Origin of the sequence: Paenibacillus farraposensis (assembly GCF_020736845.1) — a bacterium.
GTDB classification, from domain to species: Bacteria; Bacillota; Bacilli; order Paenibacillales; family Paenibacillaceae; genus Paenibacillus; species Paenibacillus farraposensis.
Genome location: NZ_JAFFQR010000029.1, coordinates 186230 through 209452, shown reverse-complemented (window position 1 = coordinate 209452; position 23223 = coordinate 186230). Strand labels below are relative to the sequence as shown.

Sequence of the window (23223 nt, the reverse complement as noted above, 5' to 3'; positions counted from 1 at the left end):
GGAAACTTTTATATATAATATTACGCCTATATAACGTTAACGCCAACGTTAACTTTTCAAAAAAAGAAACCACCTCTATTCAAGGCGGTTTGGTTCCAGCTATAAGGCTTTACATTGACATAAACCTGAGACATCGGCGCTCAAGCCCATGAATATAGGATTAGATGAAGAAGTTACGAGTGATAATGACCAGCAAAATGAAGAGAACCAGAATAACACCCGTGGAAGTCCAAGCGCCGTAGCTTCAGCCACATTCTCTCTCTACTTCCCCCATCTCTACTTGCTCCTCTTCTCCAAAATTAGCTACCTGAGCTGCGAATCAGATGAAAAATGCTTTGGTGATAATAACCAGCAGAATAAACAGTACCAGAATCGCTCCTGTGGAAGTAAAACCTCCATAACCAGCGCATGATCCAGACATACGGATTCCTCCCTTCATGGTTTACAATAGCATCTTATGCGTATGCCATTATTCATGATAGGGACAAACGCCGCGACTATCGCCCAAATATAGTTTCCTGGCAGCCTCCGCTAGCCTTCGGATTCCAGCATGCCGTGATACAGCAGGTCTCGTGCCTGATTAGCAAGTACAGATGGACTTCCGCGTCCAGGCAGCAATTGAGTTAACGTCAGGCGTTCAATCAAACCGATGACGCATTCCGCTGTCAATTCCGGGTTCAGCCCCTCACGGAAGGCCTCCCATCGCTGCGCCGCCAGCAAATGCCTTTTGATATGCTCAGCCATTTCCGCCTTAATTCGTACCGAATCGGCTGACTGATAAAATCCGACACGGGTCATCGCAGGGTTATTGGACAGCATACGAAAAATAGATTCCAAAAATACTTGTCCCTGTTTCAAAATTTCAGCTTTGCTTTGGACCGATCCTACCTGCATGCTTTGCGCCGTCTCGTTCACCAAAGCCCGAAAGCTCTCAACAAGCTCTTCATAAATCTGTTCCTTGCTTTCAAAATAAATATAAAAATCCGGCTGCGTTAATCCTGCACGTGCCGCAATTGAACTTACCTTTGTCCGATAAAACCCCGTCTGAGCGAACTCTTCAGCCCCTGCTTCCAGTAACAACCGTCGACTCTCCCGACTTCTGACTCCCGCTTTCATCACGGTCTTACCCCCTTACTCGACAAATCTACCGTATTATAAGGTTCCTTTACCGTAAGAACAACGGGCTTGAGAATGATATGCACCTTTCCTTCAAAAGTCCTATTACAGCTAAACCAAAGACTCTGAAAAGGTATAGGCCTCTCTCCTTAAGGCCGTCAACAGATTTTGCAATGGGCAGTATCAAACATCAATATCCCGCAGTGCAGCAGAAGATTTAAAAGGTAATCGCCAACCTCCTATCAATGCCCATGCCAGGATATACGATGAAACAAAGATATCATTAGATCGATACCTTTGTTTTTTTACATAATATAAAAAATATGGTATCTTATTATAAGAACACTGCGACTTTTTTTAACATCATACTCATTAGATAAAGAGGAAGGATGCGTTAAGACACATGAATAAGACTGCCAAAATAATATCTATTTTTATACTCTCTGTGAGTGTTGTGGCTGGGTGTGGAAATCAGGGCACAACAGATTCACCCCCAACGAGAAAAGCTCCAGCAGCTCCAGAATCAGTAGCAGCCAGTCCAACAATCATCCTGCAAAGCCTGGACGAGATCAAGTGGGATGAAGTACAAGACCCTTTGATTGAAGAGGGGATGTTAACAAAACTCAAAGCAACCATCGCGGCTTTTGTTACAAAAGATGCGGATCAATTCCATGCTGCACTCAGCCCAGCTGTCAAAACAGGGTACGATTATCTCCTGGATCAGCCCGTGAAGTTCACCGGTATTGCCAAAGCTGCAAAAGAAAATGATCGAATATTGATACCTGTTGTAGGCGAACGGCTTAATAAAGAAAAAGGAGTTTCACCCGATATACGTTATACCTTTTATTTTGATAAAGATAAAGATGGAGCGTGGCAAATCGTTTCAATTGACTGAGTAAATTTGCATTACATACCTGAAAGAGACGTTCTGATTCCAATCAGAGCGTCTTTAATAATCTTCATTCCATAAAGATACATATATAAATAAGACGTAAGCTAAAAGATCCATAGATAATATAGGAACTTTTAAATCCCGTGATGTATGATCAATATTTGTAAAGACCATACTGGAATCTATAAATATTACGAATGGTGTGGTGTTTCGGAATGGATGATTTTTTGAAAGTGGATTTCTGGGAAATGAGTTTAAGGGCAAGCCTTTCTTTTCTTGTTCTATTGATACTAGCGCGGCTTCTTGGTAAAAAACAACTTAGTCAACTTACTTATTTTAACTATGTTACAGGGATCACTATCGGTTCAATCACAGCGGATATTGCTGGCAGAAGTGAGGCGCCTTTTTTTAATGGACTCATTAGCTTAGTTTGGTGGTGTGCTCTTGCAATTCTTATTGAATATATCGGCTTGATATCAAGCAAAGCCCGAATCCTGTTTGATGGGCAACCTACAATTCTTATAAAGGATGGAAAAATACTTAAGAAGGCACTTCAAAGAAACCGCCTCAATCTTGATGACCTTAGTATGATGCTTCGAAAGAAAGATGTCTTTAGTCTCCAAGACGTTCATTATGCAATTCTGGAGCCTGACGGACAATTTAGTGTTTTAAAAAAGGAATTTAAGCAAACAGTTACCAAAGAAGACATGAACATACCAACCTCAACTTTTATTTATCTTCCTTCAGAAATTATTTCGGACGGCAAGATCGTAAAAAAGAATCTAATCGAACTGAACTTAACGGAAAAATGGGTGCATGACGAATTAAAGAAACATGGAATCCAGACAATACAAGAAGTCTTTTATGCAGAGATTCAAAAAGATGGTTCTCTTTTTATTAACAAATAGACAATAGTCCGCTTTGTAAGCAGTTTACTGCTATATTAAAAGCAACACCTCAAATCATTAACGGAGTTTGTACTGCATCTACAGTCAGAAATAACATCAAGCCGATCATTTTAGGGAAAAAGGCCAGACCCTTTCTTGCAATCCCCCAAGCTTTTTCTTTCGAAAGTATTGGCCGTAATGGAGAAGGAGCCACAGAAGTGCGTGACGCGCTTAATGCCTTAACAACAAAGCCCGTAAAGCCGACTATTAAAAAAATAAGCAACTAATAAATCCATGAGATCCGCTTTGACGAATCTTATTTTGTGTCAATATGAATCTATTTTCTATCAATTCCACACATAAGTTTACAACAGCATTTCTCCTACATATTGCAGGAGACTCATTCAATACGAATTATGTTATGTACGGCTCCAACGCACTTAATCAAAACACGCCGGACCATCAGTGGCTCGGTGAGCTTATATTCACTTACCATCTTGGTAACGGGGCATAGACGCGGGCATGGACAAGCCGTTCTGCTGATGCTCGCAAGATCATCTCTTCCGGCAACAGTGTTCAGGTGTCCTATCAAAATTCATCAAATGCCCAGGGAATACGCAATTTTACTTTACCAGAGACGTATTCGTTGGTTAATGACTATTTGCATTGGCAAATGAGAGTAACCAACACCTCTAATCAAACGCTGGAAATCGGAGATTGGGGACTGCCGCTTCCCTTCAATGAATTTTGGTCCGGCGGCAATAACGAACAATCTATGAGACAAGGGTACTTTCTCTCTCTTTTGTAGGACATAACAGCTCCTATATTACCGACCGTGTCCAAGTCCAAAAACAACGTCCGCTTGACGTTGAAAAATATTGCTGCCCGGTTTAGAGGCCATCCGGCATGTCCCCGCAAGCGATTGGCAGCGATGCCGAGGTCATTGACCGCTTCGGACGTATCATTAACGGGTACGGCGTCGATCTGGTGGATTGGCAGGCTATATCGCCAACCCCTTCATTAATCTGACCGTGAAGCCTCCTGCAAGTGCGGCGTATCCGATCAGCATCACACTCAGGGAACAGGTCACGTCCCGGCTCATGATGAATCTGCCCAGCACGTTATCTGCCACTGGTGTTACGGAGGTGTTAAATTTTAACAGTGCATCCGAACGGAAGGCACTCAAGCTGGAGACTACACCAGACCACAACGGCAGCCCGGACGAGATTGAGCACTACACGCTCTCCCTCGCCATTGCGGACAGTGCGGGAGCTGCCGTTCACACGCAGCTTTATGATTCGTTTATAGGAAGCGGCTTATTCCAACTGAGGGACATTTAGCTCTTTTTCGTGCGCGTCGTTCTTGGTCTTAAACGAGTCCGTTCCTCATTAGTAAGCTGTCTTGTATAGGAACGGGGAGAAGAGCCTGTATCTACCCTGAGTACTCTGCCTGCCCCATTGGGTCGGGCTACCCGTGTGTTGAATACCTGCATGAACCATTGCACCGGGTAGGCAATGGAGCGGCGACCATCCGCCGTGCCTGCATAGTTGACCGCTGCCGCATAATGATCTGACTGCCTGAGCCAGACTGAACCGGAATCTCCGGGCAGCGATACAGGATTCTTGCCTCTAATGACGGTTTGATCCTCAAAGGTCAGCAACCCCAGGCTTCCGCCATAATTGATCTGCAAATCCGTATAAACGGATTCTACCGTACCATTTACCCGCCCGGTTGTACGCCCTACCTTTTTAAATCGTTCTCCCACACGATAAGCGGTGACATGGCCCGGAACTACTCCTACGGTAGCATAACGCGGGTTGAGCAAGCTGTTCCTGGTCGGCAGGGAAAGCGCCGCATCAATCAGATTCGTCCCGGTTGGGTTCAAGCGTACATAACGGTACAGCCGGCCTATCCGATCTTGGGCAACCGTTCCTCCATCTGCTCCGCCGGGCTGAATCATAGCTTCCCGATTATCTGTATTGGAGGGATTGAGGACATGGTTATTGCTGAAAAGATAACGTGTCGCCGGCTCTCCAGTTGGGGCAACGATCAGTCCGGTTGAACCGGAGCCTTCAATCGTCCCGACACTGTAGCCGGCGATGACCGGGCGTATGCGCACTTTGTAGTCTGTGGCATTGGCTCTAAGCTTTCCGGTTTTTACAATCCGGACCGGGACGCTCGTTTTCTTGCCCAATGCTGTAGCAGACAAGAGTCCGGTAGAGGCTGAAGCTAGCCGGTCTGTATAAACAATCACAGCGGCTCCCTTTTTGGGATGAGCAGGGTCTTTGTATCCTACACCAATCCCGTGGACACCGGATAATTTTAATACGCGCTTGGCCATCCGCTTTTTCACTTGCAGGGCGGCCGAGAAGGTAGCCATCATCATCATCCCCTTTACATTCAGATGAAATATTGTATGGCTAAGACCGCTCCGCGTTCCATTTGTTCCTACGGTCGCTGCAAAGGCGAGCGCTGCGCTGCCAACTAGACGTAAAAAAGAGCCGTGTCGCCTGTACACAGCTCCAAATTCTTCCGTTCGCCTGGAAACCTTTATTCGAGAGAGCGGCTTCTAGCCCTTAACCGCTCCCTCCGCGATTCCCTCCATGATGAATTTCTGGAAGAACACATAGATCAGAATCACTGGAATAGAGGTCAGGACAAGCACTGCCAGAATGAGCGACCAGTCCTTGTTGTACTCTCCGAACAGCATATTAGTCGAGAGAATCAGGGTGTAGTGATTGACATCTGTCAGCATCAGCAGCGGCAGCAAAAAGTCGTTCCAAATCCATAGGAAATCCAAAATGGCGATCGTGACAGTGATCGGCAGCAGCAGTGGAAATATAATGCGGAAAAACGTTTGGAACTCATTGCAGCCGTCCATTTGTGCCGATTCTTCCAGCTCACGTGGAATGGATTTGACGAACCCGTGATACAAAAAGATGGCCATATTGACACCCAAACCGATATAGATCAGCGCCAAGCCGTACGTACTGCCTTGGACGGACAAATCCCTCGCCATCCTTGTGAGCGGTATCATAATAGAGTGAAACGGCACCAGCATCGAGGCGACAAACAGGAAGAAAATAGCCCCGCTTAGCTTTCCCCGGGTACGAGACAGCTTGTAGCCTGCAAGTGCAGAGCAGACCACGATACCGCCAATACCCATAAGCGAAATGATCGTGGAATTCAAAGCACTGTTCAGCAAATGAGTCTGATGAAAAGCCTGACTGTAATTTTCAAAATGCAGCTTTGTCGGCAGCGCCGTAAAGGATGCAAACATCTCGCCCTGCGTTTTAAATGAATTGATCACCGCCATATAGATGGGGAAGAAGGACACCACTGCGCCTACGCACAGCAGCAACGTAATCAGTAGGGAATTGGCTTTTTTCAGCCTCATGCCTCCACCTCCTTCTTCTTCATGACACGCAGCTGGATCAGGGTGAAGATCAGGACGATGGCAAACAAGATAACAGACTTGGCGCTCGCATACCCGTAACGGAAGTTGTTGGAGAACGCCTCCTCATAAATGTTCATCGTAATCACCTGTGTACTGCGTCCCGGCCCCCCGCCTGTCAGCCCGTAGACAACCTCGTAGACCTTGAAGGCACCATTCAGCGTCAGGAAGAAGCAGATGGTAATGGCATGGGTAATCATCGGCAGCGTCACGCTTCGCAATGTCTGAAACGCGTTGGCCCCGTCAATAATAGCGGCCTCCTTCAAGCTTTGCGGCACCCCCTGAAGCGCAGCCAGATAAATGATCATCATATATCCGACACCATTCCAGAGTGAGACAATAATGATGGAAAAGAAGGATACCTTCGGATCGCCCAGCCACGATTGACCCCAAAAAGCAATGGCCGTCTTTTCGGCAATCTGCGGCAGCACGGAGGAAAATACGAACGTCCACATAAATGCGCTAATAATGGTACTAATCATATTGGGCATAAAAAATATCGTACGGAAAAATCCCTTGGAACGTGTACGCGATTCGATGAGCACCGCCAGCACCAACGCCAGCACATTTTGTAGCACAATCATGACCAATACATATTTGAGCGTAAACCACAGGGAATTGAGAAAATCCGGGTCCTCCTTCAGCGCTTCTATAAAGTTCCCCAAGCCGAGGAAGCTGTAATCCGGATTCAATCCGTTCCAGTCTGTGAAGCTGTAGTACATACCGCTGATCGTCGGAATAAGCAGGAAAATAGTGTAGAATATAAGTGCCGGAGCGGTAAATGCCAGCAGCATCACATATTTTTTATACATTTTAAACGGCACGGAGTGTCCCCCCTCCCGATGTCATTCTATAGGTTACCGCTACTTGTTCACTTTGTTATACGATTTCCATGCCTTATCCAGCGCCCTAATCACATCATCCTGCGAGAGCTGGCCTGCATAGTAGGATTGAAGCGCTTTGCCTGCCTCGTCCTTAACCGCTTGCGGGATAGATGGATCTTGATATGACTTGCCTGCTTCCACATATGCGGTAGCGCCATTGACCCAAGAATAGCTTTTGAACGTATGCACCTTGGAGATCGGGTTAAATTTTAATGCCTCATAAAATGCGCTGGAATCCTTGTCGTCCAGTACATAATTGACAAAATCGAGTGTAACCTCCTTATTTTTGCTTGTAGAGGATACAGCTAGTGAAGTTGAAGTGGACAGATTGATTAGCGTCGCATTCGGATCATCGTTGATCGGCAGCGGTGCAACCCCAAAATCCATGTTTGGATCCGATTTCAAAATCGTTTCTGCAAACCACGGGCCTTGAATCCACATGGCTGCTTTGCCCGCAGCGAAGGCCGCTGACCCGTCATCTCCGCCAATTTCCAGCGCCTTGTCTGTGCCGTTGCTGTTCACCAGATCGATAATGTCGAACATGCTCTTCATTTCAGTAAAAGAACCTTTATCCTGATTCATCCGGTCGATAAAATCCTTATTCTGCGTGTTGATCATCGCACCTGCTGTCAGCGGCACGAACAGCTGCGGAATCCATGATTCCTTGTAGGACAACAGGAACGGCTTCACATTGTTCGCTTTCAGCTTCTCGACCACAGCCTTCATTTCGGTCAATGTACCCGGCGGCTTCAACCCCAAATCCTTAAATATTTTTTTATTGTATAAATAGCCCCATGAAATCGTTTCTAAAGGAACGGCTACAACCTTGCCGTCTTTCGTTGTCACTGAAGGCTTCACACTGTCCAGCAATTTACTGACAAACGGCTGACCAGACAAATCCTCCAAATAACCTGCTTTATAAAACGGAGGAATTTCATTCACCGCATGCAGCGCAAATACATCCGGCGCATCACCCGATGCAAGTCTTGTCTTCAAAATTTGAGCAGCATTGTCGGCAGGCGGCATCTCCAGTTGCACCGTAACGTCGATATTTTTATCTTTCTTTTCCTTCGCTACGAACGCATTAATGTATTTATCGTAATGCTCCTTTAACCGCGGCTGGGCGATAAACATTTTGAGATTCACGGTTTTGCCGTCTCCGCCGGAGCTGCCGCTGTCACGGCCTGAAGAATTCGCTCCGCACCCGGCCAATAACGTGCCAACCAGCACCGTACTCAATACACCTTTCCACATTTTCATGCAAAATGACCTCCCCTAAGTTGAATATAACTGCTGTCCACCGTTCAATCTGCGGTCATCCAACGCAGCTGTGTTGCCGGTCTTCAACCTCTTGCATGCTCCGTGTGAGCTTCATAGAGGTTAAATCCCTTATGCCGCTTGTTTTGTATACGCTTTCATTATAGAATGGGAAACCATTTCTGCCATTGGACACCGTTATCCTGTTGAATTGGATTTTTTTAAACTGCGGCTGCTAACACTTTATATTAACGCTCCTTCCTCATTTCACCTGGCGCCATGCCGAAATGCTTTTTGAACACCCGGTAAAAATAAGACACATCCTCATACCCTGTCATCTCTGCCACCGCTTTTATGGAAATCTGTTTGTCTGCCAGCCATTCCCGAGCCTGTTCCATTCTCCGCTGAACAATATAGTCCGTTACATTTTGACCGTATTCCTGCTTGAATACCTTGCTCATGTACTCTTTGCTCACAAAAAAACTTTTCGCGAGCTGCTCCAGTGTTATCGGTTCGGCAAAGTGACGATCCATATAGTGTCGTACCTCCTCCAGATTCAGCTTGTTTTTGTATTTCCGCTGCCGAATGAGCTGATCCAAATCCTGGCTATAGCACGCCGATACGAACTCCAGCGCATGTTCTGCAGAGGATAGCGCATCCTGCGGCAGCGAAAATCCGTCCTTGGCCGCATGGGAAGCCAGCCCGTTGTCCGCTGCCAGTTCTTTTAACAGGGAAAGCAGTTCCTGCACCAGTCTGCCCAGCATCGAAGGTCCTGGCGATCCGAAGCTCTCCAGTTCCTGGATAACCTGCTTGCACGTCATATTCACTCCATCTGGATTCAGTTCCTTAAAATAAAGGCGCAGCAACTGCTTATACCGGGTCAGCTTGTGGAGAAAGGCATAATCGAGCTCTGCCGCTGTCTGCTGCCGCTCTGCCGCCTTGGTCTCGAGATCGTTTTTGCATTTGAGCAGTACCGCATTGAGCTCGGTGGGATTGATAGGCTTCAGCAAATAATCGACAGCCTTATAACGGATGGCATGCTTGGCATACGCAAAATCATCATAACCGCTCACAACAATGATTTTAACATCCGGAAAATGATGATTTAGTGCTTGCAGCAGCTCTACTCCATCCGCACCCGGCATCCGCATGTCCGTAATGACGATATGCGGTTCCAATTCTCCGGTCAGCCTGAACGCCTCGTCTACGTCCTCAGCCTCACCCACTACCGACATGCCGAATTTGTCCCATGCGCCAAATGTTTTTACAATGTCCCGGTTCCACGGCTCATCATCGACAATTAATACCTTGATCATACATTACCCTCCTTTGCTGAGGTGAATGGGATGCGGATGGTGACACGGGTACCGGCTCCCTGCTCACTGTCTATGTCCACCCCGTAATTCACACCAAAATTCATCCGTATGCGTGAAGCCACATTGCTTAAGCCGATATGACTGCCCTGCGCCCAGATCGGTTCCTCCGCAGTAGTTTCCAGCTTGGCCCGCACTTTTTCCAGCTCATTCGGGGCCATGCCGTTACCATTATCACAAACCGTGATCCATACGTCTTCCTTCCTAATCTCTACGCGGATTCCTATTCGCCATGCCCCTGCTTTACGATCCAGACCGTGCTGAAACGCGTTTTCCAGCAATGGCTGAAGCGACAACTTGGGGAGGCGGATATCCAGCGCCCGCTCATCCGTCTCCACCCGAAATACCAGTCTTTGCGGAAATCGCCGCTGCTGGATACGCATATAGTGTCCCACATGGTCGAGCTCCGCGCGTAAAGTAGCCATATCCTGAGGTTCCCGTATCACGTAGCGGAACATCTCACTCAGCGATCGGATCACCTCATAGGTATCCTTCGGCTTTTGGGAAAATACCATGCTGCCGATCATTTGCAGCGTGTTTTGCAGAAAATGAGGATGAATTTGTGCCTGCAGCGCTTTCAATTCAGCCGTCTTTTTTTGCAAATTGATACTATATTCCGTCTGGATATGCTCACGGAGTCGTCCTGACATATCATGCAGGCTTCTTTCCAGCAGCCCGATCTCATCCGGGCGTGTGCTCGGCTTGCCAACCGGCCCCTTGATCATTTCCAGTTCCTGTACGGAACGTGCCAAATGAACAATCGGCCGAGCGGTCCGCCATGCGATGAAAACGGCAATGCAGATGGAAACAAGGATCGAAATCACGCCCACGATAAGGCCATATAGCATCGTTAAAAAGGCGCTATGATTAATGGAGGAAGTCGGTATGATTTTGACCAGCCTCAGTCCAACCGCATCCAGGTCATTATAGAACACGTATTGCTGACCTGTTTGAATCATGCCGAGACCTGGCCTAACATCACGAAGTGCTGCCAATATACCCGCAGGAGGAGGCGACTGCCGGGCCTGCGCCGGATACATGATCCTGCCATCTGCATCCGTAATAAGCACCTGATGCTGATCCCCTCGTCCCAGCAGGTCGAGCGTCTGATCGAATTGCGACCACAGTACATCCAGTGAAATCACACCCGTCTGCTTCCGATCCTCAAAACGTCGAATACTGCGGGTTAGTGTAAAGCGTTCCGAATCGGCCGAACTCGTGCGGATTGAATAATCCTTGTTCGCCTGCCACATCTCGGCATACTGCGGGGGAATACCGTTCACCGTCGTAATATCATTATTCATGCCATTGAAGGTACACAGGGCTTGTGATTGCTTCAAATAAAGCTGAATACCGATTACATGGCTGCCAGCCGAATAATACACATTCGCGAGCGTATTCAGCAATTTACGCTGGGCATTAAACTCGCTTGAAAGGTTGTCCGGCTCTCGCTCATTCAAATAATCACTCAGATCAGGGCTGATCTGAATGCTGTAAATCAATTGATTCAGGCGGTCGAGCTGGTCGCTGATGTAAATCCCCGTCCACTTGATATTGGACATGTTGGTCTCCACCACTTCGGCTTCCATCGAAGCTCGGCTTTTTTCCGCAGCCAGCACCGTGACGGCAATGACCGGCAGCACAGACAGGACAACCATTGTTAAAATCAGCTTGAGCTGAATGCTGCGTCGATACGGGGCCATCAGCGCCCGGAACCAGCGGACTGCTCGGGTTGGCATAGCAATGCACTCCTCTGTTCAGCCATATGTGAAAACGCCCCGCTATTCGCAGGGGCGCTTTATTTGCCGGATATTCCCGGCCGGACACCTATATGATTTTATGATGTCAGATTCAGCTCATTACTCATCATTTACGCTTCTTCGATAATGATAACACTCCACGGCTCCAATTGGAGTGTTTGTCCGCGGGTAACCGTCTGCTCCCCGATCAGTTCCTTGCCGTCTCCATGCGGGTACACCACCGAGCCTGCTTGTTCGGAATAATTAAAATAATACCGGATCGTCCGTTCCTGGTCATTCGTGCCGGATTTAATAATGATCGGGAATGACGTCTCCTGATCCACTCCCCAGACTCCTGCCTTTTGGGCTACAGAACGGAACAACTCGCGAATGACCGCCGGGCTGACGATACAGCCGATATAAGTCGCCGTCCCTTGACCATAGCGGTTCTGCGTAATCGCAGCATATTTTCCCCAGTGCGGGTGATCGTAATAGGCCAACACATCGGCAGTCGTCGGAGTAATCAATTCCATCCACGTCTCTACCTGATTGTCCTCTGCTGCTACTCCAAATGGATTATCTCTCAGCGTCACGTTCTTCGGCTCCACGAACATGCTGTAGTGAATGCCGCAGACTTCACTGATCACGCCCGGCTGCCGGGACGTTCTGACCTGTACGTGCTCATCGGTAAATCCGCTTCGGAACGTGTACACCACATGACCGCCGTTTTCCACATACCGATTCAGCTTTTCCAGCAGTTCATTTGGCGCGGAGTAGAGTACCGGTACGATCAAGAGATCGTAATCATCGAATGATTCGGTCCCCGGATGAACGAAATCCGTTCCGATATTCAGTTTGTACAGCTCATCGTACAAGCGGCGTACAACGTCATTATAACTCAGCGGACTGTTCATATTAAATTTGAACCAGTTAATCGATGTCAACGCTTCGTTGCTGACCAGGATGGCCGTTTTATTTTTCTTTTTCAGGTTGACGAGCTGCGGAGACAATCTTGCAAAGTCCTTTCCGATGGTCTGTGCTTCCTCATACACAGGATTCGGCTCAAAATCATGGCTCAGCAGTCCCTTCCAGTATGTTTCAAAGGAATTGTGGATGGAATGCCAGTGCCAGTAAGCCACCATATTGGCCCCGGAAGCCAGATGGCTGAACGCTTGCAGCCGCAGCTGCCCCGGATAGGGAACCCAGTGGGTAAAAGCCTGCGTCTCCGTTTCCAGCACCAGATAGTTGCTCTGTTTCGTCGAGCGCGCTACATCGCCACCGAAGGAAATCTCAATGCCGGTCAGATCATCCTGTGATGGATGGTAAATATCCACACCAGTCACGTCGAATGCCTGAGATGCCGCAAAATGATCCACATCCGGCTGAATGCCAAAGGAATGGCCCCTCCACTCAAAGTCAAAATTTTGCGTCACAAATTGGTCTGCTCGCTTATATTCATTTACTAGCGCGACCTGCCACGCCAGAAAGTCCGTCACCAGCTTGCGCTGGAATTGGGAAAAGGCTGCCCCCAAGCTTCCATTAATCGTTCCGACCACGGAAGGAAAGTCCTCCCAGCTATTGATGCGATTGCTCCAGTAATCAAGCCCAAATTTGCGATTCAGCTCTTCCAGTGATGCAAACTGCTTCCGCAAGTACTTTACGAATTGCAACTGTACATTCGGTCCACATGTGTTGTAATGCTTCGTCTCGTTATCCGTCTGAAAGCCGATGACCGCTGGATGCTGACTCACCCGTCCAATCAGCTTACGGATAATTCGCTCGGCGTGGAAGAGGTAAATCGGGTTCGTGATGTCCATGATCTGGCGAGCTCCGTATTTGCCCGGTCCCTGAGGGGTTGTCGCCAAGACGTCGGGATGCTCCTTGACCAGCCATGTCGGGACTGCATAGGTGGGCGTGCCTACAATCACCGCAATACCCGCCTTATGCATGGCATCCAGCACCCGATCCACCGAGGTTAAATCAAATACTCCGTTTTGCGGTTCATGCGTGCTCCAGGTGGATTCGGCAATCCGCACCACGTTGATCCCCGCATCCTTCATCATTTGGATATCCTGATCCAAACGGTCATAAGGCATATACTCATCATAATAAGCAACACCGTACAAAAGTTTTTTCATGAAGTCGTTCTCCTGCCGATTCGTATTAGAAATGTCATCCTATATAAGCCGAACTAGAAATGTACATGATTCGCCACTACGCAGTCGGATGGTGCTTCCCATCGCTGTTGCCCCCAGATTTCCTGAATGAACACATTACGGTAGTTTAGCGGTAACACCCTGTTCCGCTGAATCTGGCTGCTGCTCCCCCAGCTTGCCTGTAAAGGTTTGGGTAGCAAAGGCCGTCCCACTGGCACACAAAGACAAGCCCGTAGTGAACAATCCAAGCAAGCTGCATACGTTCACTTTCCATTTGCCAAATCTTTTAATAATCGGGGGGGGGGGGGAGGATTAATGCTGTGAGCAGCTGTACACCCAAGGAAATGAATATCAGTATTGAAATATAAACAGGATTTTTCAAGTTGTATAAAGCAAAGTAGCTGACGACAATCCCTTGCAGATTGGCCATGGACAGCATCATAAACGACATCAGGGCTCCCTCCTGATAACAATATGGCATCGCTTTTAAAACTCCACCTTGCAAGCGATTTTTTATATAAAAGCCTATAGCAGAGCGTTTGTAAACGCTCTCTTTTATTATAGTTGAATGTCAGGTACAATGAGATTGTCTAAACAGTGTAAAATTTGCCCTAATCGAAGGTGATCTGAATGATTTTAAATCCTGAAGTAGATCCAGCTCTATTCTATGATTGCCAGTGGCTGCCCAATATTGACTGGAATGTAAAACTTTTTGGTGCTCATATTCATCGGGTCAAAGCGGATTGGCGCATGCCGGAGGAATCACATATCGGCTTTGAAATTGCACTCATTCTAGCAGGTCGTCAGGAAACGATTATGGAAAATAACGCATATTCGGTTGGGGAAGGTGATATTTTAATTATTCCGCCGGGATTCAAGCATGTGAGCCAGTGTGTGTCTCCGAACGGAATGTATTATTTTAGCACCCATTTTAATGTCGATGATCCATTGTTCCGTCAAGAGATGATTAAGAACAATCAGCTCTTTTTCCCGGCGGGCACTGAAACCAATACCAAGCTGCAAAAGGTGGTCCATAGCTGGATCGGCATGGTGCGGGAGAGTGGAGAATATACGACAGCAGACCGTTTTCGCATGCAGATTGCTTTGTTCGAGCTGTTCGGCATATTTTCGCAAATGATTTCTACCGGATTGGAGCCTGGAATTGCGCCTTCTGCCGTTCATTATGCCAAAGCCATTATGGAAGCCATCCAATCCAGATTTAAACTCTACCGGAAGGATGAGTCCGGCGAGAGGGCATTCCGAATTGAAGATGTGGCAGCTTCCCTCGGAATCAGTCCCGGCTATGCGCAGGAGGTATTCCGCAAGGTATACGGCTATTCGCCGCGGCATTATTTGTCGGAGACCAAGCTGCATGAAGCCAAGGTGCTGATCCAGCAGCCCAATCTGCCGCTAAACAAGGTAGCTACCCTGCTCGGATACTCCAGCCTGGCTCATTTCAGCAGACAGTTCAAGCGCTGGACGGGCACCAGTCCGCTCAAGTATCGTCAATCGTTAAGCCCGATTACTGCTGAGCATTAGGGGGATGCAGACATAATGTCGTAGGCTCTTAATTATTCAAAGAGCTTACGACATTATGTCTTTTATAGAGAACTACTGAGTGGGGAATCAGGTATACATGTTTTTTATCTGACTGCTTATTAGCCATTAATAGTCTAAAATGCATATTTGCGAAACAGAAAGTCGTTCAACTTAGGTCCTGTGTAGGATTGTTCCATTTTTACATAACTATTAACATTTATTTGAATAAAATATCAAAAAATACAAGGAGTGAAATGATTTAAAGAAATTCATTAAATCAACACTTGTTTTGGGTTTAGTTCTGAATCTATCAGCGTTGACTGCACAGGCTGCTTCAGATCAGAATGAATTAGAAGGGAACTTCAGACCCCCAGTCGAAAGCAAAGTAGGAGATCAATTGTATATTGATGGTGTCCCATATTATACTACTGAAGACATTAAAAAATTCGATAAAACGCAAAAAGAAGATACCCAAACCTTAAATAGAGAAAACAGTTTGATTCAACCAATGGGTACAAACAAATGGACATTGGTTAGCTCAAGTAATTATTACACAGGTCAAGATTACGACAGATTTAACAATAAAAGTAATCAAAGTGTAAAAATGAACTTGGAAACGGAGTCAAAAATGACTGGCGAAGTAACCGGAACTATGAAATTTGGTTTTGAAGCAGTCGCAGAAGCTTCGATGAGCTTAAGAATCGGTCAAGAATACAGAAAGAAGGTTTCCATTGATGTGATGGTTAAACCTTGGCATACAGCTGAACTGAAAAGTGCTGCAAGAGGTATAAAAAGAAATTATGAGTATACTGATACTGGATGGTTTGGCGATACCAAATATACTGCTTCAAGTTATGATAACAACGGTGGTGTAGAATACTGGCTTTATGATAACCCAAACTAATTAAAAAACAAATCGTTTACATAACCCTCCTCAATATGAGGGGGGTTTACCAATTATAAGAAGAGGTGATTATATATTGAAACTACGCATTATTCTAATCATCATGTTACTGCTGACTAATACTATATTTTTATTTGGCTGTACTAATCAAGAAAAGGTTATAAATGAATCAATTAAAAGTAGAAATCCCCAGTTGGAATATATACGGCAAGTAAGTGTACGAGAGAATAGTTATTTCTTTTTTAATTCTTATAATAATAACCCTCAAAAAATTAAAATTAGTTTCCCCTATAGTATAGAAGGTTTGAATATAAAAAAAGCTTCTTTATTATTAGAGAATAAAGTCGTTTCGGATAATGTAAAAATCGTTCAGATCCATGAAAATGAATTGACTGTAGATATCAATTTTATTCGTGAATTTGATAAAGAAATCCTCGAAGTTAGAAATTTCCATTTAAAATTTAAAGATGGACACTTGCTGACAGACATCATTCTTCCTCAAGATAGAAACTCCAAAATTGAATATCTATTACCATCCAAAGTTAGGAAGTACACCTCTAATATAAAATTCTCTCATCAAAAGATAGATGATAACCTCGTTAAGTATACGTTAGAGGCTGATATTTCTAGAGACATCCTTTCAAAAAATAATGTAAATTCAATCATATTTGATATTGGAATGATTCAAAATTACAAAAATCATAAATGGTTCCTGATAAAAGGAAAGGTGCCTATAGAAGTGTCTGATTTTAAAAAATAAAAGATACATTTCTTTTCCAAAAAAAAGCGCGGTTTAAATTTCAGATTCCGCGCCTTTTTACATCTCATCATCTTACAGCCTAATATTCCCTATATGCTGGTGTACCACATATATCATCCCCATCAGGAACAAGGCCAAACCCAAATAACCAATGCCGAATTTCCAGCGTGATGACGTGGGAACTTCGTAATATTTAACATTTTCGTAGGGAATATAATCGATCCCGCACAGCAATCTGAGCTGGTACGCATCTGGCGTCGGTATGTGCTCCACACCGTTCAGGAACGCATGCTGGACAAGGCACTGCTGTGGCAGCATGAACGTCTGCTCCACATCCAGACTTTCCATATATACCGTCACATATTGCTGCCCTTCCAGATCCGAGTAAGTATTAAAGGATAACCTGCGTGTATGCTCCGGTCCCGGCAGCGGATATCCTTGCTCATACAGATGCTGTACATCAACCACCGGACTTTGTGTAAATGATAGAACTTTGGCCTCTCCTTTATTGCGTTTGACATATTTTTTGTATAAATCATAGGCGAAGAGCGCCCATATAAGGAAAAATAAAATGGATTTCAAATACACAATTACTACAATCCCACCCAGTAGGCCCACCAGCCATAACCAGCGTGTCACTGCCGTGGAAATCCGTCCCCCGTCGAGCGGATGAATCGGCAACAGATTAAGCAGATTCAAGAAAAATCCGACATACGAAAGCGCATATAACAGCGGACTGTCCATTGCATAAGCTCCTGCGTATACCGCGATAGCCCCAGCCGTACCCAGTAACGGGCCGCCCATGGCCACATAAGCCTCAGTCCGTGCATCCAAAGGATGGCGTTTCATCGTGATCAGCGCACCGAAAAAAGGGATAAATAACGGTGTCGATACCGGAAGTCCCTTGCGCTTGGCAGCCCATACATGCCCCAGCTCATGCACAAACAATAGCAGCACGATACCAACCGCAAATCCCCATGGGTAAATAATTGCATATGCGCCAATCGTCGCTGCCATAGAGAACAGCGCACCGCCAAATTTGCCGAATTTCAAAAGAGCAAGCAACGACTTGCCTTTCAAAAAAAACAATGCTGCCGCACTGCCGAGATACCATTTGGATGAGCCGGATTTGGAATCCGTTTTTTGGTCTTCTTTTGGCAAAAATACCCGTCTCCTTTCTCTAACACCCTCCATTGTATCCTGCTATGGACAACTTGTAAAAACCTCCTTGATCCGCAGATATATGAATTGGGAGTTCATCCTGACGATTCGAGAGGCGGGCGTCCTGTGTGTCCAACCTCCCGTCAGTTCTGTTATCATATAAGAAACCGTAATAACCAGGAAAGGATCGCGAACCATGAGCTTTGAACTTACCCGGCGGACCATCAGACAGCTATGCAGTCAAGCCGCTTATGACGACGGGGATGCCTATTACCGGGCCAAAAAGGTGGCCTTTACACAAATAGATCATGATGAAGGCGTGTACGAGGCTACTGTCAAAGGCAGCCAATTTTATGCCGTTGCCGTGATGATCCGTTCCCATGGCAGTATCCGTGCGGAATGCACTTGCAGTACATTTCAGACAACCGGGCGGTATTGTAAACATATCGCTGCTGTTCTCATCAACGCTCATGATATGCTGCGAGGCAAAAGTCTGTCTGTACGCTCCTATGCTTCCAGGCTTCATCCCGGCACTACCCCGGATACAGCGGGAGGAATGGATTATGGCCACACTGCTAAAGCTGATCGATTCTCCGGCATTACGCCGAGAGATCTCCAACTCACGGACAGGATGTTAAAGCTGTTCGGCAGCAAAAGACCGATTCGCAGTACACCGACCATGCTGGATACTCGTACGGTCTTGGATTTTCAGTTTGTGATCCGGCCTTTCGCTTATGGCTACCAGAAATATATGTTTGGTATAGAGATCAAAGCAGGGCCCAAACGATTATATATCGTTCAAAAAATCCGCTCCTTTCTTGATCGTATCGACCGCGGAGATAGCTACAGGTTTACGAAAAGCTTCACATACGAGCCTCAGCTGTATCGCTTCCGGCTTGAGCATGACGCCATTCTTCAGCAGTTGGTACAGATTTGCCGCAATGAGCGTATGATTCGGGAAACTTCTGGTACGTATGTGCCCTCAAACAGCAGTCATATGAGTGGAGAGCGAATGCTGCTGATTCCCCCTGCCCCCTGGGAAAAGCTGCTTCCCTTGCTGACAGCGGCACAGGGTGTCCATTTTGAGATTCACGGGAACATGAGTGAGGGTATCCCCCAATCGGACCTTATGCTTCCGCTGCAATTTGAATTCGATGAAGCCGAAGGCGAAACCGAGGGCTACCAGCTAAGTATTCAGGGACTCGATGATTTGACCATCATGGAGGACTATGGTGTCGTCATTGCTGATGGCAAGCTTGTTCCCCTGAAGGCTGATCCGCTGCGGCATTTATCCGAGCTGAAACGGATGGTTGAAGTCCATCACAGGCGGAAGATCCGCATTGCGCCGGCACAGATGGAGTCTTTTATCGATAAGGTCGTCCCCGGGCTGATGAAGTTCGGACGGGTTCATATGACCCGCTCTGTCTCGGATCGGGTTACACAACAGCCGCTAAAGGCGAAGCTATATCTGGATCGGGTAAGGGACAAGCTGCTGGCTTCACTGGAATTCCAATATGGGGATATTGTGATCAACCCGTTAGAAACAGATAAGCAGGTGTCTGGCAGCAACCGTATTTTGATCCGGGACGGAGAACAGGAGCAACGTATTTTGGAACTGATGGATCACAGCTCCTTCGCCAAAACAGAAAGCGGATATGTTATGGAAGATGAAGATTCGGAATTTGATTTTTTGTACCATACCGTACCGCAACTGGAAAAGCTGCTGGCTATCTATGCCACAGGTGCAGTTAAAGCAAAGATCAACAACACGCTGCCCGTCCCGAGGGCACGGGTGGAGTGGGATGAGCACACGGATTTGCTCGAATTCACATTTGATATTGATGGTATACCCGAATCTGAAGTTCGCCAGCTGCTCAAATCGTTAAATGAGAAGAAAAGGTATCACCGTTTGCCGAACGGTGCCCTGCTGCCGCTCGATACAGAGGAATACAAGGAGCTAATCCGGTTCATAAACGAAACGGGTATCCGCAAAAGCGATCTGGAGGCCGCGCAAATTCGCATCCCCGTCACGCAGGGGCTGTACTTGATTGACCCTCACGATCAGGCGAAAAATCTGATTTTGGGCAAAGCCTTTCGCCAGCTGCTGGAAAACATACGGAATCCCGACCATCTCGACTTTCCAGTACCGGATTCGCTCGCTCCCATTCTGAGAGATTATCAGGTATACGGCTTTCAATGGCTCAAAACATTGGCGCATTATCGCTTTGGGGGCATATTGGCAGATGATATGGGACTGGGCAAAACGCTGCAAAGCATCGCCTTCCTTGTCTCTGTCCTACCGGAAATCCGCAGCCAGCAGCTTCCGGCCATGATTGTATCCCCTGCATCACTGGTGTACAATTGGCGAAATGAACTGGAGAAGTTTGCGCCGCATATCCGCGTCACGATCGCAGACGGTACCCCGGAAGACCGCGGCCGGATGATACGGGATGCCGCCAGCTATGACGTTCTGATCACCTCCTATCCTCTGCTGCGCCGGGATGCGGAGATGTACAGCTTGTCATCGTTTCACACGCTCATTCTGGATGAAGCGCAGGCGTTCAAGAACCATGCCACCCAGACAGCGCAGGCTGTTAAAGATATAAAAGCCCGTTACCGTTTTGCCCTGACAGGAACGCCAATAGAAAATACACTGGAAGAGCTGTGGTCCATCTTCGACATTGTATTTCCTGAGCTATTTCCCGGCGGAAAAAGCGCGTTTCACAACTTGACCCGCAATGCGATTGCCAAGCGGATTCGCCCGTTTCTGCTGCGCCGTCTCAAGAGCGATGTCCTCCAGGAGCTGCCTGAAAAAATTGAATCCGTTCAAATATCACGGCTCCTGCCAGAACAGAAAAAGCTATACATGGCTTATCTGGCCGAGCTCCAGCATGAAACGTTGAAGCATCTGAACGAGGAAGGCTTTCAGAAAAACCGAATCAAAATCCTTGCAGGTCTGACCCGGCTTCGCCAGCTTTGCTGTCATCCCGGCCTGTTCGTCGACGGGTACACCGGGAGCTCAGCCAAATACGAACAGCTGCTGGAAATCATCGCGGAATGCCTCAGCTCCGGGAAACGGATGCTCATTTTTTCACAGTTCACAACGATGCTGCAAATGATCAGGCGTGAGCTTGCGCGGGAAGGGGTACCTTACTTCTATCTGGATGGGCAGACGCCGGCTTCGGAACGTGTGGAGCTGTGCAGCCGCTTTAATGAAGGGGAACGCGACCTGTTCCTGATTTCCCTAAAGGCAGGGGGAACTGGGCTGAATCTCACCGGAGCTGATACGGTCATTTTGTATGACCTGTGGTGGAATCCCGCCGTAGAGGAGCAGGCTACCAACCGCGCACACCGAATGGGCCAGAAAAAAGTCGTACAGGTTATTCGCCTTGTTACCCAAGGCACGGTGGAGGACAAAATGTATGAGCTGCAGAAGAAGAAGAAACACCTGATCGACCAGATCATCCAGCCGGGACAAGAGTCCCTTTCGGCATTGACCGAATTGGAAATTCGCGAGCTGCTTATGATATAAGCAGTGTCATATCGAAGTACCATTCCACATGCAAACAGGTCCAGTGAACGGTAGAAAGTTACCGCCATTGGACCTGTTTGCTGATGATGTGATGATCCCGTCCCCAAGCAAGAGTTAATCCTGTCTGATCACTCCAGGTTCAATGGGAACCAGATTAGATTAAATCTGGGAACGCTGAGACTCGTACCACTCAGGCAGCATTAGCTTGTGTCCTAGATAAGCTTATGATTATGATTTCAAAATCCGTTGTAGCTCACAAACTGTCCAATCGGCTTACGGTATCCACGTGGCCGCTGGCCAGACACATCCTCTTTACCCAAGGTAATCATCATTACGGGTACAAAATGTTCTGGGATATTCAGTACTTCCTGCACTTTCACAGGGTCAAAGCCGATCATCGGGCAAGTATCCCAGCCTTTGTCCTTGGCAATCAGCATGAACTGCATGGCCGACAGGCTGGCATTGCGGACCGCTTCTTCTCTTTGGAAGACAGGCCCGCGCTCACGATAAAACTGGGTTACCGATTCCACCGTACTGTCATACTCCTGCTTGCTCAACACGCCCAGATTCAGAAAACCTTCATTATATTCAGCTACCTTTGTATAAGCTTCTGTATCCCCCAGCACCACAATGGTGGCCGAAGAGGTTAATATTTTATACTGCTTGCTGGCCTCGTCATGCAGCCTTTGTTTTATATCTGCATCCTGTACCACGATATAGTGTGCATGCTGTAAATTAAAAGCCGATGGAGCATACTTCACCAGTTGAAATATTTCTTCCAGTTCTTTTTGATCTATAGTAACATCAGGAATAAATTTAGAAGCTGATCTTCTCTCTTGAATTGCTTTCACCAGTTCGCCCATGTTCAGTTCCACTCCTTGATATTATTTTCAAATAGATTATCTCTAAATCAAGAATATATATTTAGGAGTTTTCTGTCAAGCAAAACTATAAAAATGTGAGTAAGGAATGTACTTAACCCTGTAGCAGTGACCGTTGAGGTAATCATCGTCAAGTCCACCTGTTACAGTTCGGTTGCTCGTATTCTCATCGTAATCGCTTCACGCTGCGCTTTGGTCAAGCTTTTGAACACCAGCTCATATGAATGGTCAACCATGCTGTACAAATCCTCCAAACGAAACACAGGATCAACTGTTACCGTGTTCCAATGCTTTTTATTCAGATGATATCCCGGTTTAATCGCCTTGTTTTGCTCACGCAGGTTTTCTGCAATGACCGGATCACACTTTAGAGATACATAGCAAATGCCTTCCTTTTCAGTCAGGAGAGCAAACATCTTGCCCCCTACCTTGAGCACCAGCGTCTCGCGACCAAAAGGATAGTCCTTGACGGCTTCTTTTTTGCTCAGACCATACGCTACAATTTGTTCATACAACTAGCATTCTCTCCTTTGCTCCAGTTATCACTCTATGAACCTATTTGTGCCCAATGGTCGCAGGGAAACCCTCACCTCATGAATATCATCCCGTTTCTTTTCAAACGGATATTATCTTGTGTATGAAGGTGAGCCAACACCAGAAAAAATGCCTGCGGCTCCGCAGGCATTCA

At 46.8% G+C, this 23223-nt stretch carries 22 protein-coding genes and 1 pseudogene; 9 read left to right on the top strand and 14 right to left on the bottom strand.

All coding sequences use genetic code 11. The annotated features are described in order from the left end of the window. Nucleotides 1–319: 319 nt before the first annotated feature. A complete protein-coding gene (locus tag JO375_RS06285; protein ID WP_229523641.1) occupies nt 320–421 on the bottom strand; it encodes a YjcZ family sporulation protein in 102 nt (33 codons plus the stop codon). A 110-nt stretch (nt 422–531) separates the two neighbouring features. After that, complete coding sequence (locus JO375_RS06280) at nt 532–1116, bottom strand: TetR/AcrR family transcriptional regulator (RefSeq protein ID WP_229523725.1); 585 nt, start codon at nt 1114–1116, stop codon at nt 532–534. 403 nt (nt 1117–1519) lie between these two features. Here JO375_RS06280 and JO375_RS06275 point away from each other — a divergent pair, with 403 nt between their 5' ends. From JO375_RS06275 to JO375_RS06260, 5 genes and pseudogenes are all read left to right on the top strand, one after another. Continuing rightward, on the top strand, nt 1520–2011 hold the full coding sequence (locus tag JO375_RS06275; RefSeq protein ID WP_229523640.1) for a hypothetical protein: 492 nt from the start codon (nt 1520–1522) through the stop codon (nt 2009–2011). Between the two features lie 212 nt (nt 2012–2223). Next, on the top strand, nt 2224–2916 hold the full coding sequence (locus tag JO375_RS06270) for a DUF421 domain-containing protein (RefSeq protein ID WP_229523639.1): 693 nt from the start codon (nt 2224–2226) through the stop codon (nt 2914–2916). 361 nt (nt 2917–3277) lie between these two features. Further along, nucleotides 3278–3726, top strand: a pseudogene (locus JO375_RS06265) (DUF5695 domain-containing protein); the annotation flags it as partial. Between the two features lie 75 nt (nt 3727–3801). Continuing rightward, nucleotides 3802–3924: a hypothetical protein gene (locus JO375_RS24490; protein ID WP_267497670.1), complete on the top strand. Its 123-nt coding sequence runs from the start codon at nt 3802–3804 to the stop codon at nt 3922–3924. Between the two features lie 2 nt (nt 3925–3926). Continuing rightward, complete coding sequence (locus tag JO375_RS06260) at nt 3927–4235, top strand: hypothetical protein (protein ID WP_229523638.1); 309 nt, start codon at nt 3927–3929, stop codon at nt 4233–4235. Here JO375_RS06260 and JO375_RS06255 read toward each other — a convergent pair. From JO375_RS06255 to JO375_RS06220, 9 genes are all read right to left on the bottom strand, one after another. Next, nucleotides 4232–5278, bottom strand: coding sequence for a hypothetical protein (locus JO375_RS06255; protein WP_229523724.1), 1047 nt, complete (start codon nt 5276–5278; stop codon nt 4232–4234). The two genes, JO375_RS06260 and JO375_RS06255, sit on opposite strands and share 4 nt — an antisense overlap. A 186-nt stretch (nt 5279–5464) precedes the next feature. Further along, the gene (locus tag JO375_RS06250; RefSeq protein WP_229523637.1) at nt 5465–6292 is read right to left on the bottom strand and encodes a carbohydrate ABC transporter permease; all 828 of its coding nucleotides are present in this window, start codon (nt 6290–6292) and stop codon (nt 5465–5467) included. Further along, entirely contained in the window at nt 6289–7173 is an 885-nt protein-coding gene (locus JO375_RS06245; protein ID WP_229523636.1) for a carbohydrate ABC transporter permease, read from the bottom strand. The genes JO375_RS06250 and JO375_RS06245 overlap by 4 nt, the downstream gene beginning before the upstream one ends. Before the next feature lie 39 nt (nt 7174–7212). Next, a complete protein-coding gene (locus JO375_RS06240; protein ID WP_229523635.1) occupies nt 7213–8493 on the bottom strand; it encodes an ABC transporter substrate-binding protein in 1281 nt (426 codons plus the stop codon). 245 nt (nt 8494–8738) lie between these two features. Then, complete coding sequence (locus tag JO375_RS06235) at nt 8739–9806, bottom strand: response regulator transcription factor (RefSeq protein WP_229523634.1); 1068 nt, start codon at nt 9804–9806, stop codon at nt 8739–8741. After that, entirely contained in the window at nt 9803–11602 is a 1800-nt protein-coding gene (locus tag JO375_RS06230) for a sensor histidine kinase (RefSeq protein WP_229523633.1), read from the bottom strand. The genes JO375_RS06235 and JO375_RS06230 overlap by 4 nt, the downstream gene beginning before the upstream one ends. Nucleotides 11603–11733: 131 nt before the next feature. After that, nucleotides 11734–13740, bottom strand: a complete 2007-nt coding sequence (locus JO375_RS06225) for a beta-galactosidase (RefSeq protein WP_229523632.1) — start codon at nt 13738–13740, stop codon at nt 11734–11736. Between the two features lie 135 nt (nt 13741–13875). After that, complete coding sequence (locus JO375_RS24485) at nt 13876–14001, bottom strand: hypothetical protein (RefSeq protein ID WP_267497669.1); 126 nt, start codon at nt 13999–14001, stop codon at nt 13876–13878. A gap of 43 nt (nt 14002–14044) precedes the next feature. Next, nucleotides 14045–14209, bottom strand: coding sequence for a hypothetical protein (locus tag JO375_RS06220; RefSeq protein ID WP_229523631.1), 165 nt, complete (start codon nt 14207–14209; stop codon nt 14045–14047). A gap of 179 nt (nt 14210–14388) precedes the next feature. On the opposite strand from JO375_RS06220, the gene JO375_RS06215 reads away from it, so the two are divergent. From JO375_RS06215 to JO375_RS06205, 3 genes are all read left to right on the top strand, one after another. Beyond that, the gene (locus tag JO375_RS06215) at nt 14389–15297 is read left to right on the top strand and encodes an AraC family transcriptional regulator (RefSeq protein WP_229523630.1); all 909 of its coding nucleotides are present in this window, start codon (nt 14389–14391) and stop codon (nt 15295–15297) included. A gap of 289 nt (nt 15298–15586) precedes the next feature. Further along, nucleotides 15587–16201 (top strand): hypothetical protein, encoded by a 615-nt coding sequence (locus JO375_RS06210; RefSeq protein ID WP_229523629.1) that lies wholly within the window; start codon nt 15587–15589, stop codon nt 16199–16201. 76 nt (nt 16202–16277) lie between these two features. Continuing rightward, the gene (locus JO375_RS06205) at nt 16278–16961 is read left to right on the top strand and encodes a hypothetical protein (protein ID WP_229523628.1); all 684 of its coding nucleotides are present in this window, start codon (nt 16278–16280) and stop codon (nt 16959–16961) included. A 72-nt stretch (nt 16962–17033) separates the two neighbouring features. Here JO375_RS06205 and JO375_RS06200 read toward each other — a convergent pair whose 3' ends face one another. Continuing rightward, complete coding sequence (locus JO375_RS06200) at nt 17034–18122, bottom strand: site-2 protease family protein (protein ID WP_229523627.1); 1089 nt, start codon at nt 18120–18122, stop codon at nt 17034–17036. A gap of 196 nt (nt 18123–18318) precedes the next feature. Here JO375_RS06200 and JO375_RS06195 point away from each other — a divergent pair, with 196 nt between their 5' ends. Then, nucleotides 18319–21654, top strand: a complete 3336-nt coding sequence (locus JO375_RS06195; RefSeq protein ID WP_229523626.1) for a DEAD/DEAH box helicase — start codon at nt 18319–18321, stop codon at nt 21652–21654. A gap of 236 nt (nt 21655–21890) precedes the next feature. On the opposite strand, the gene JO375_RS06190 is transcribed toward JO375_RS06195, so the two are convergent. Then, a complete protein-coding gene (locus JO375_RS06190; protein ID WP_229523625.1) occupies nt 21891–22517 on the bottom strand; it encodes a nitroreductase family protein in 627 nt (208 codons plus the stop codon). A gap of 161 nt (nt 22518–22678) precedes the next feature. Then, nucleotides 22679–23050 carry an MmcQ/YjbR family DNA-binding protein gene (locus JO375_RS06185; protein WP_229523624.1) on the bottom strand — a complete coding sequence of 124 codons (372 nt, stop codon included), beginning with the start codon at nt 23048–23050 and terminating at the stop codon, nt 22679–22681. Nucleotides 23051–23223: the final 173 nt, after the last annotated feature.

Coding starts and splice junctions, on each gene's coding strand:
- JO375_RS06285 (WP_229523641.1), bottom strand. CDS start 421: ATGTCTGGATCATGCGCTGGTTATGGAGGTTTTACTTCCACAGGAGCG.
- JO375_RS06280 (WP_229523725.1), bottom strand. CDS start 1,116: ATGAAAGCGGGAGTCAGAAGTCGGGAGAGTCGACGGTTGTTACTGGAA.
- JO375_RS06275 (WP_229523640.1), top strand. CDS start 1,520: ATGAATAAGACTGCCAAAATAATATCTATTTTTATACTCTCTGTGAGT.
- JO375_RS06270 (WP_229523639.1), top strand. CDS start 2,224: ATGGATGATTTTTTGAAAGTGGATTTCTGGGAAATGAGTTTAAGGGCA.
- JO375_RS24490 (WP_267497670.1), top strand. CDS start 3,802: ATGTCCCCGCAAGCGATTGGCAGCGATGCCGAGGTCATTGACCGCTTC.
- JO375_RS06255 (WP_229523724.1), bottom strand. CDS start 5,278: ATGATGGCTACCTTCTCGGCCGCCCTGCAAGTGAAAAAGCGGATGGCC.
- JO375_RS06250 (WP_229523637.1), bottom strand. CDS start 6,292: ATGAGGCTGAAAAAAGCCAATTCCCTACTGATTACGTTGCTGCTGTGC.
- JO375_RS06240 (WP_229523635.1), bottom strand. CDS start 8,493: ATGAAAATGTGGAAAGGTGTATTGAGTACGGTGCTGGTTGGCACGTTA.
- JO375_RS06235 (WP_229523634.1), bottom strand. CDS start 9,806: ATGATCAAGGTATTAATTGTCGATGATGAGCCGTGGAACCGGGACATT.
- JO375_RS06230 (WP_229523633.1), bottom strand. CDS start 11,602: ATGCCAACCCGAGCAGTCCGCTGGTTCCGGGCGCTGATGGCCCCGTAT.
- JO375_RS06225 (WP_229523632.1), bottom strand. CDS start 13,740: ATGAAAAAACTTTTGTACGGTGTTGCTTATTATGATGAGTATATGCCT.
- JO375_RS06220 (WP_229523631.1), bottom strand. CDS start 14,209: ATGTCGTTTATGATGCTGTCCATGGCCAATCTGCAAGGGATTGTCGTC.
- JO375_RS06215 (WP_229523630.1), top strand. CDS start 14,389: ATGATTTTAAATCCTGAAGTAGATCCAGCTCTATTCTATGATTGCCAG.
- JO375_RS06195 (WP_229523626.1), top strand. CDS start 18,319: ATGAGCTTTGAACTTACCCGGCGGACCATCAGACAGCTATGCAGTCAA.
- JO375_RS06190 (WP_229523625.1), bottom strand. CDS start 22,517: ATGGGCGAACTGGTGAAAGCAATTCAAGAGAGAAGATCAGCTTCTAAA.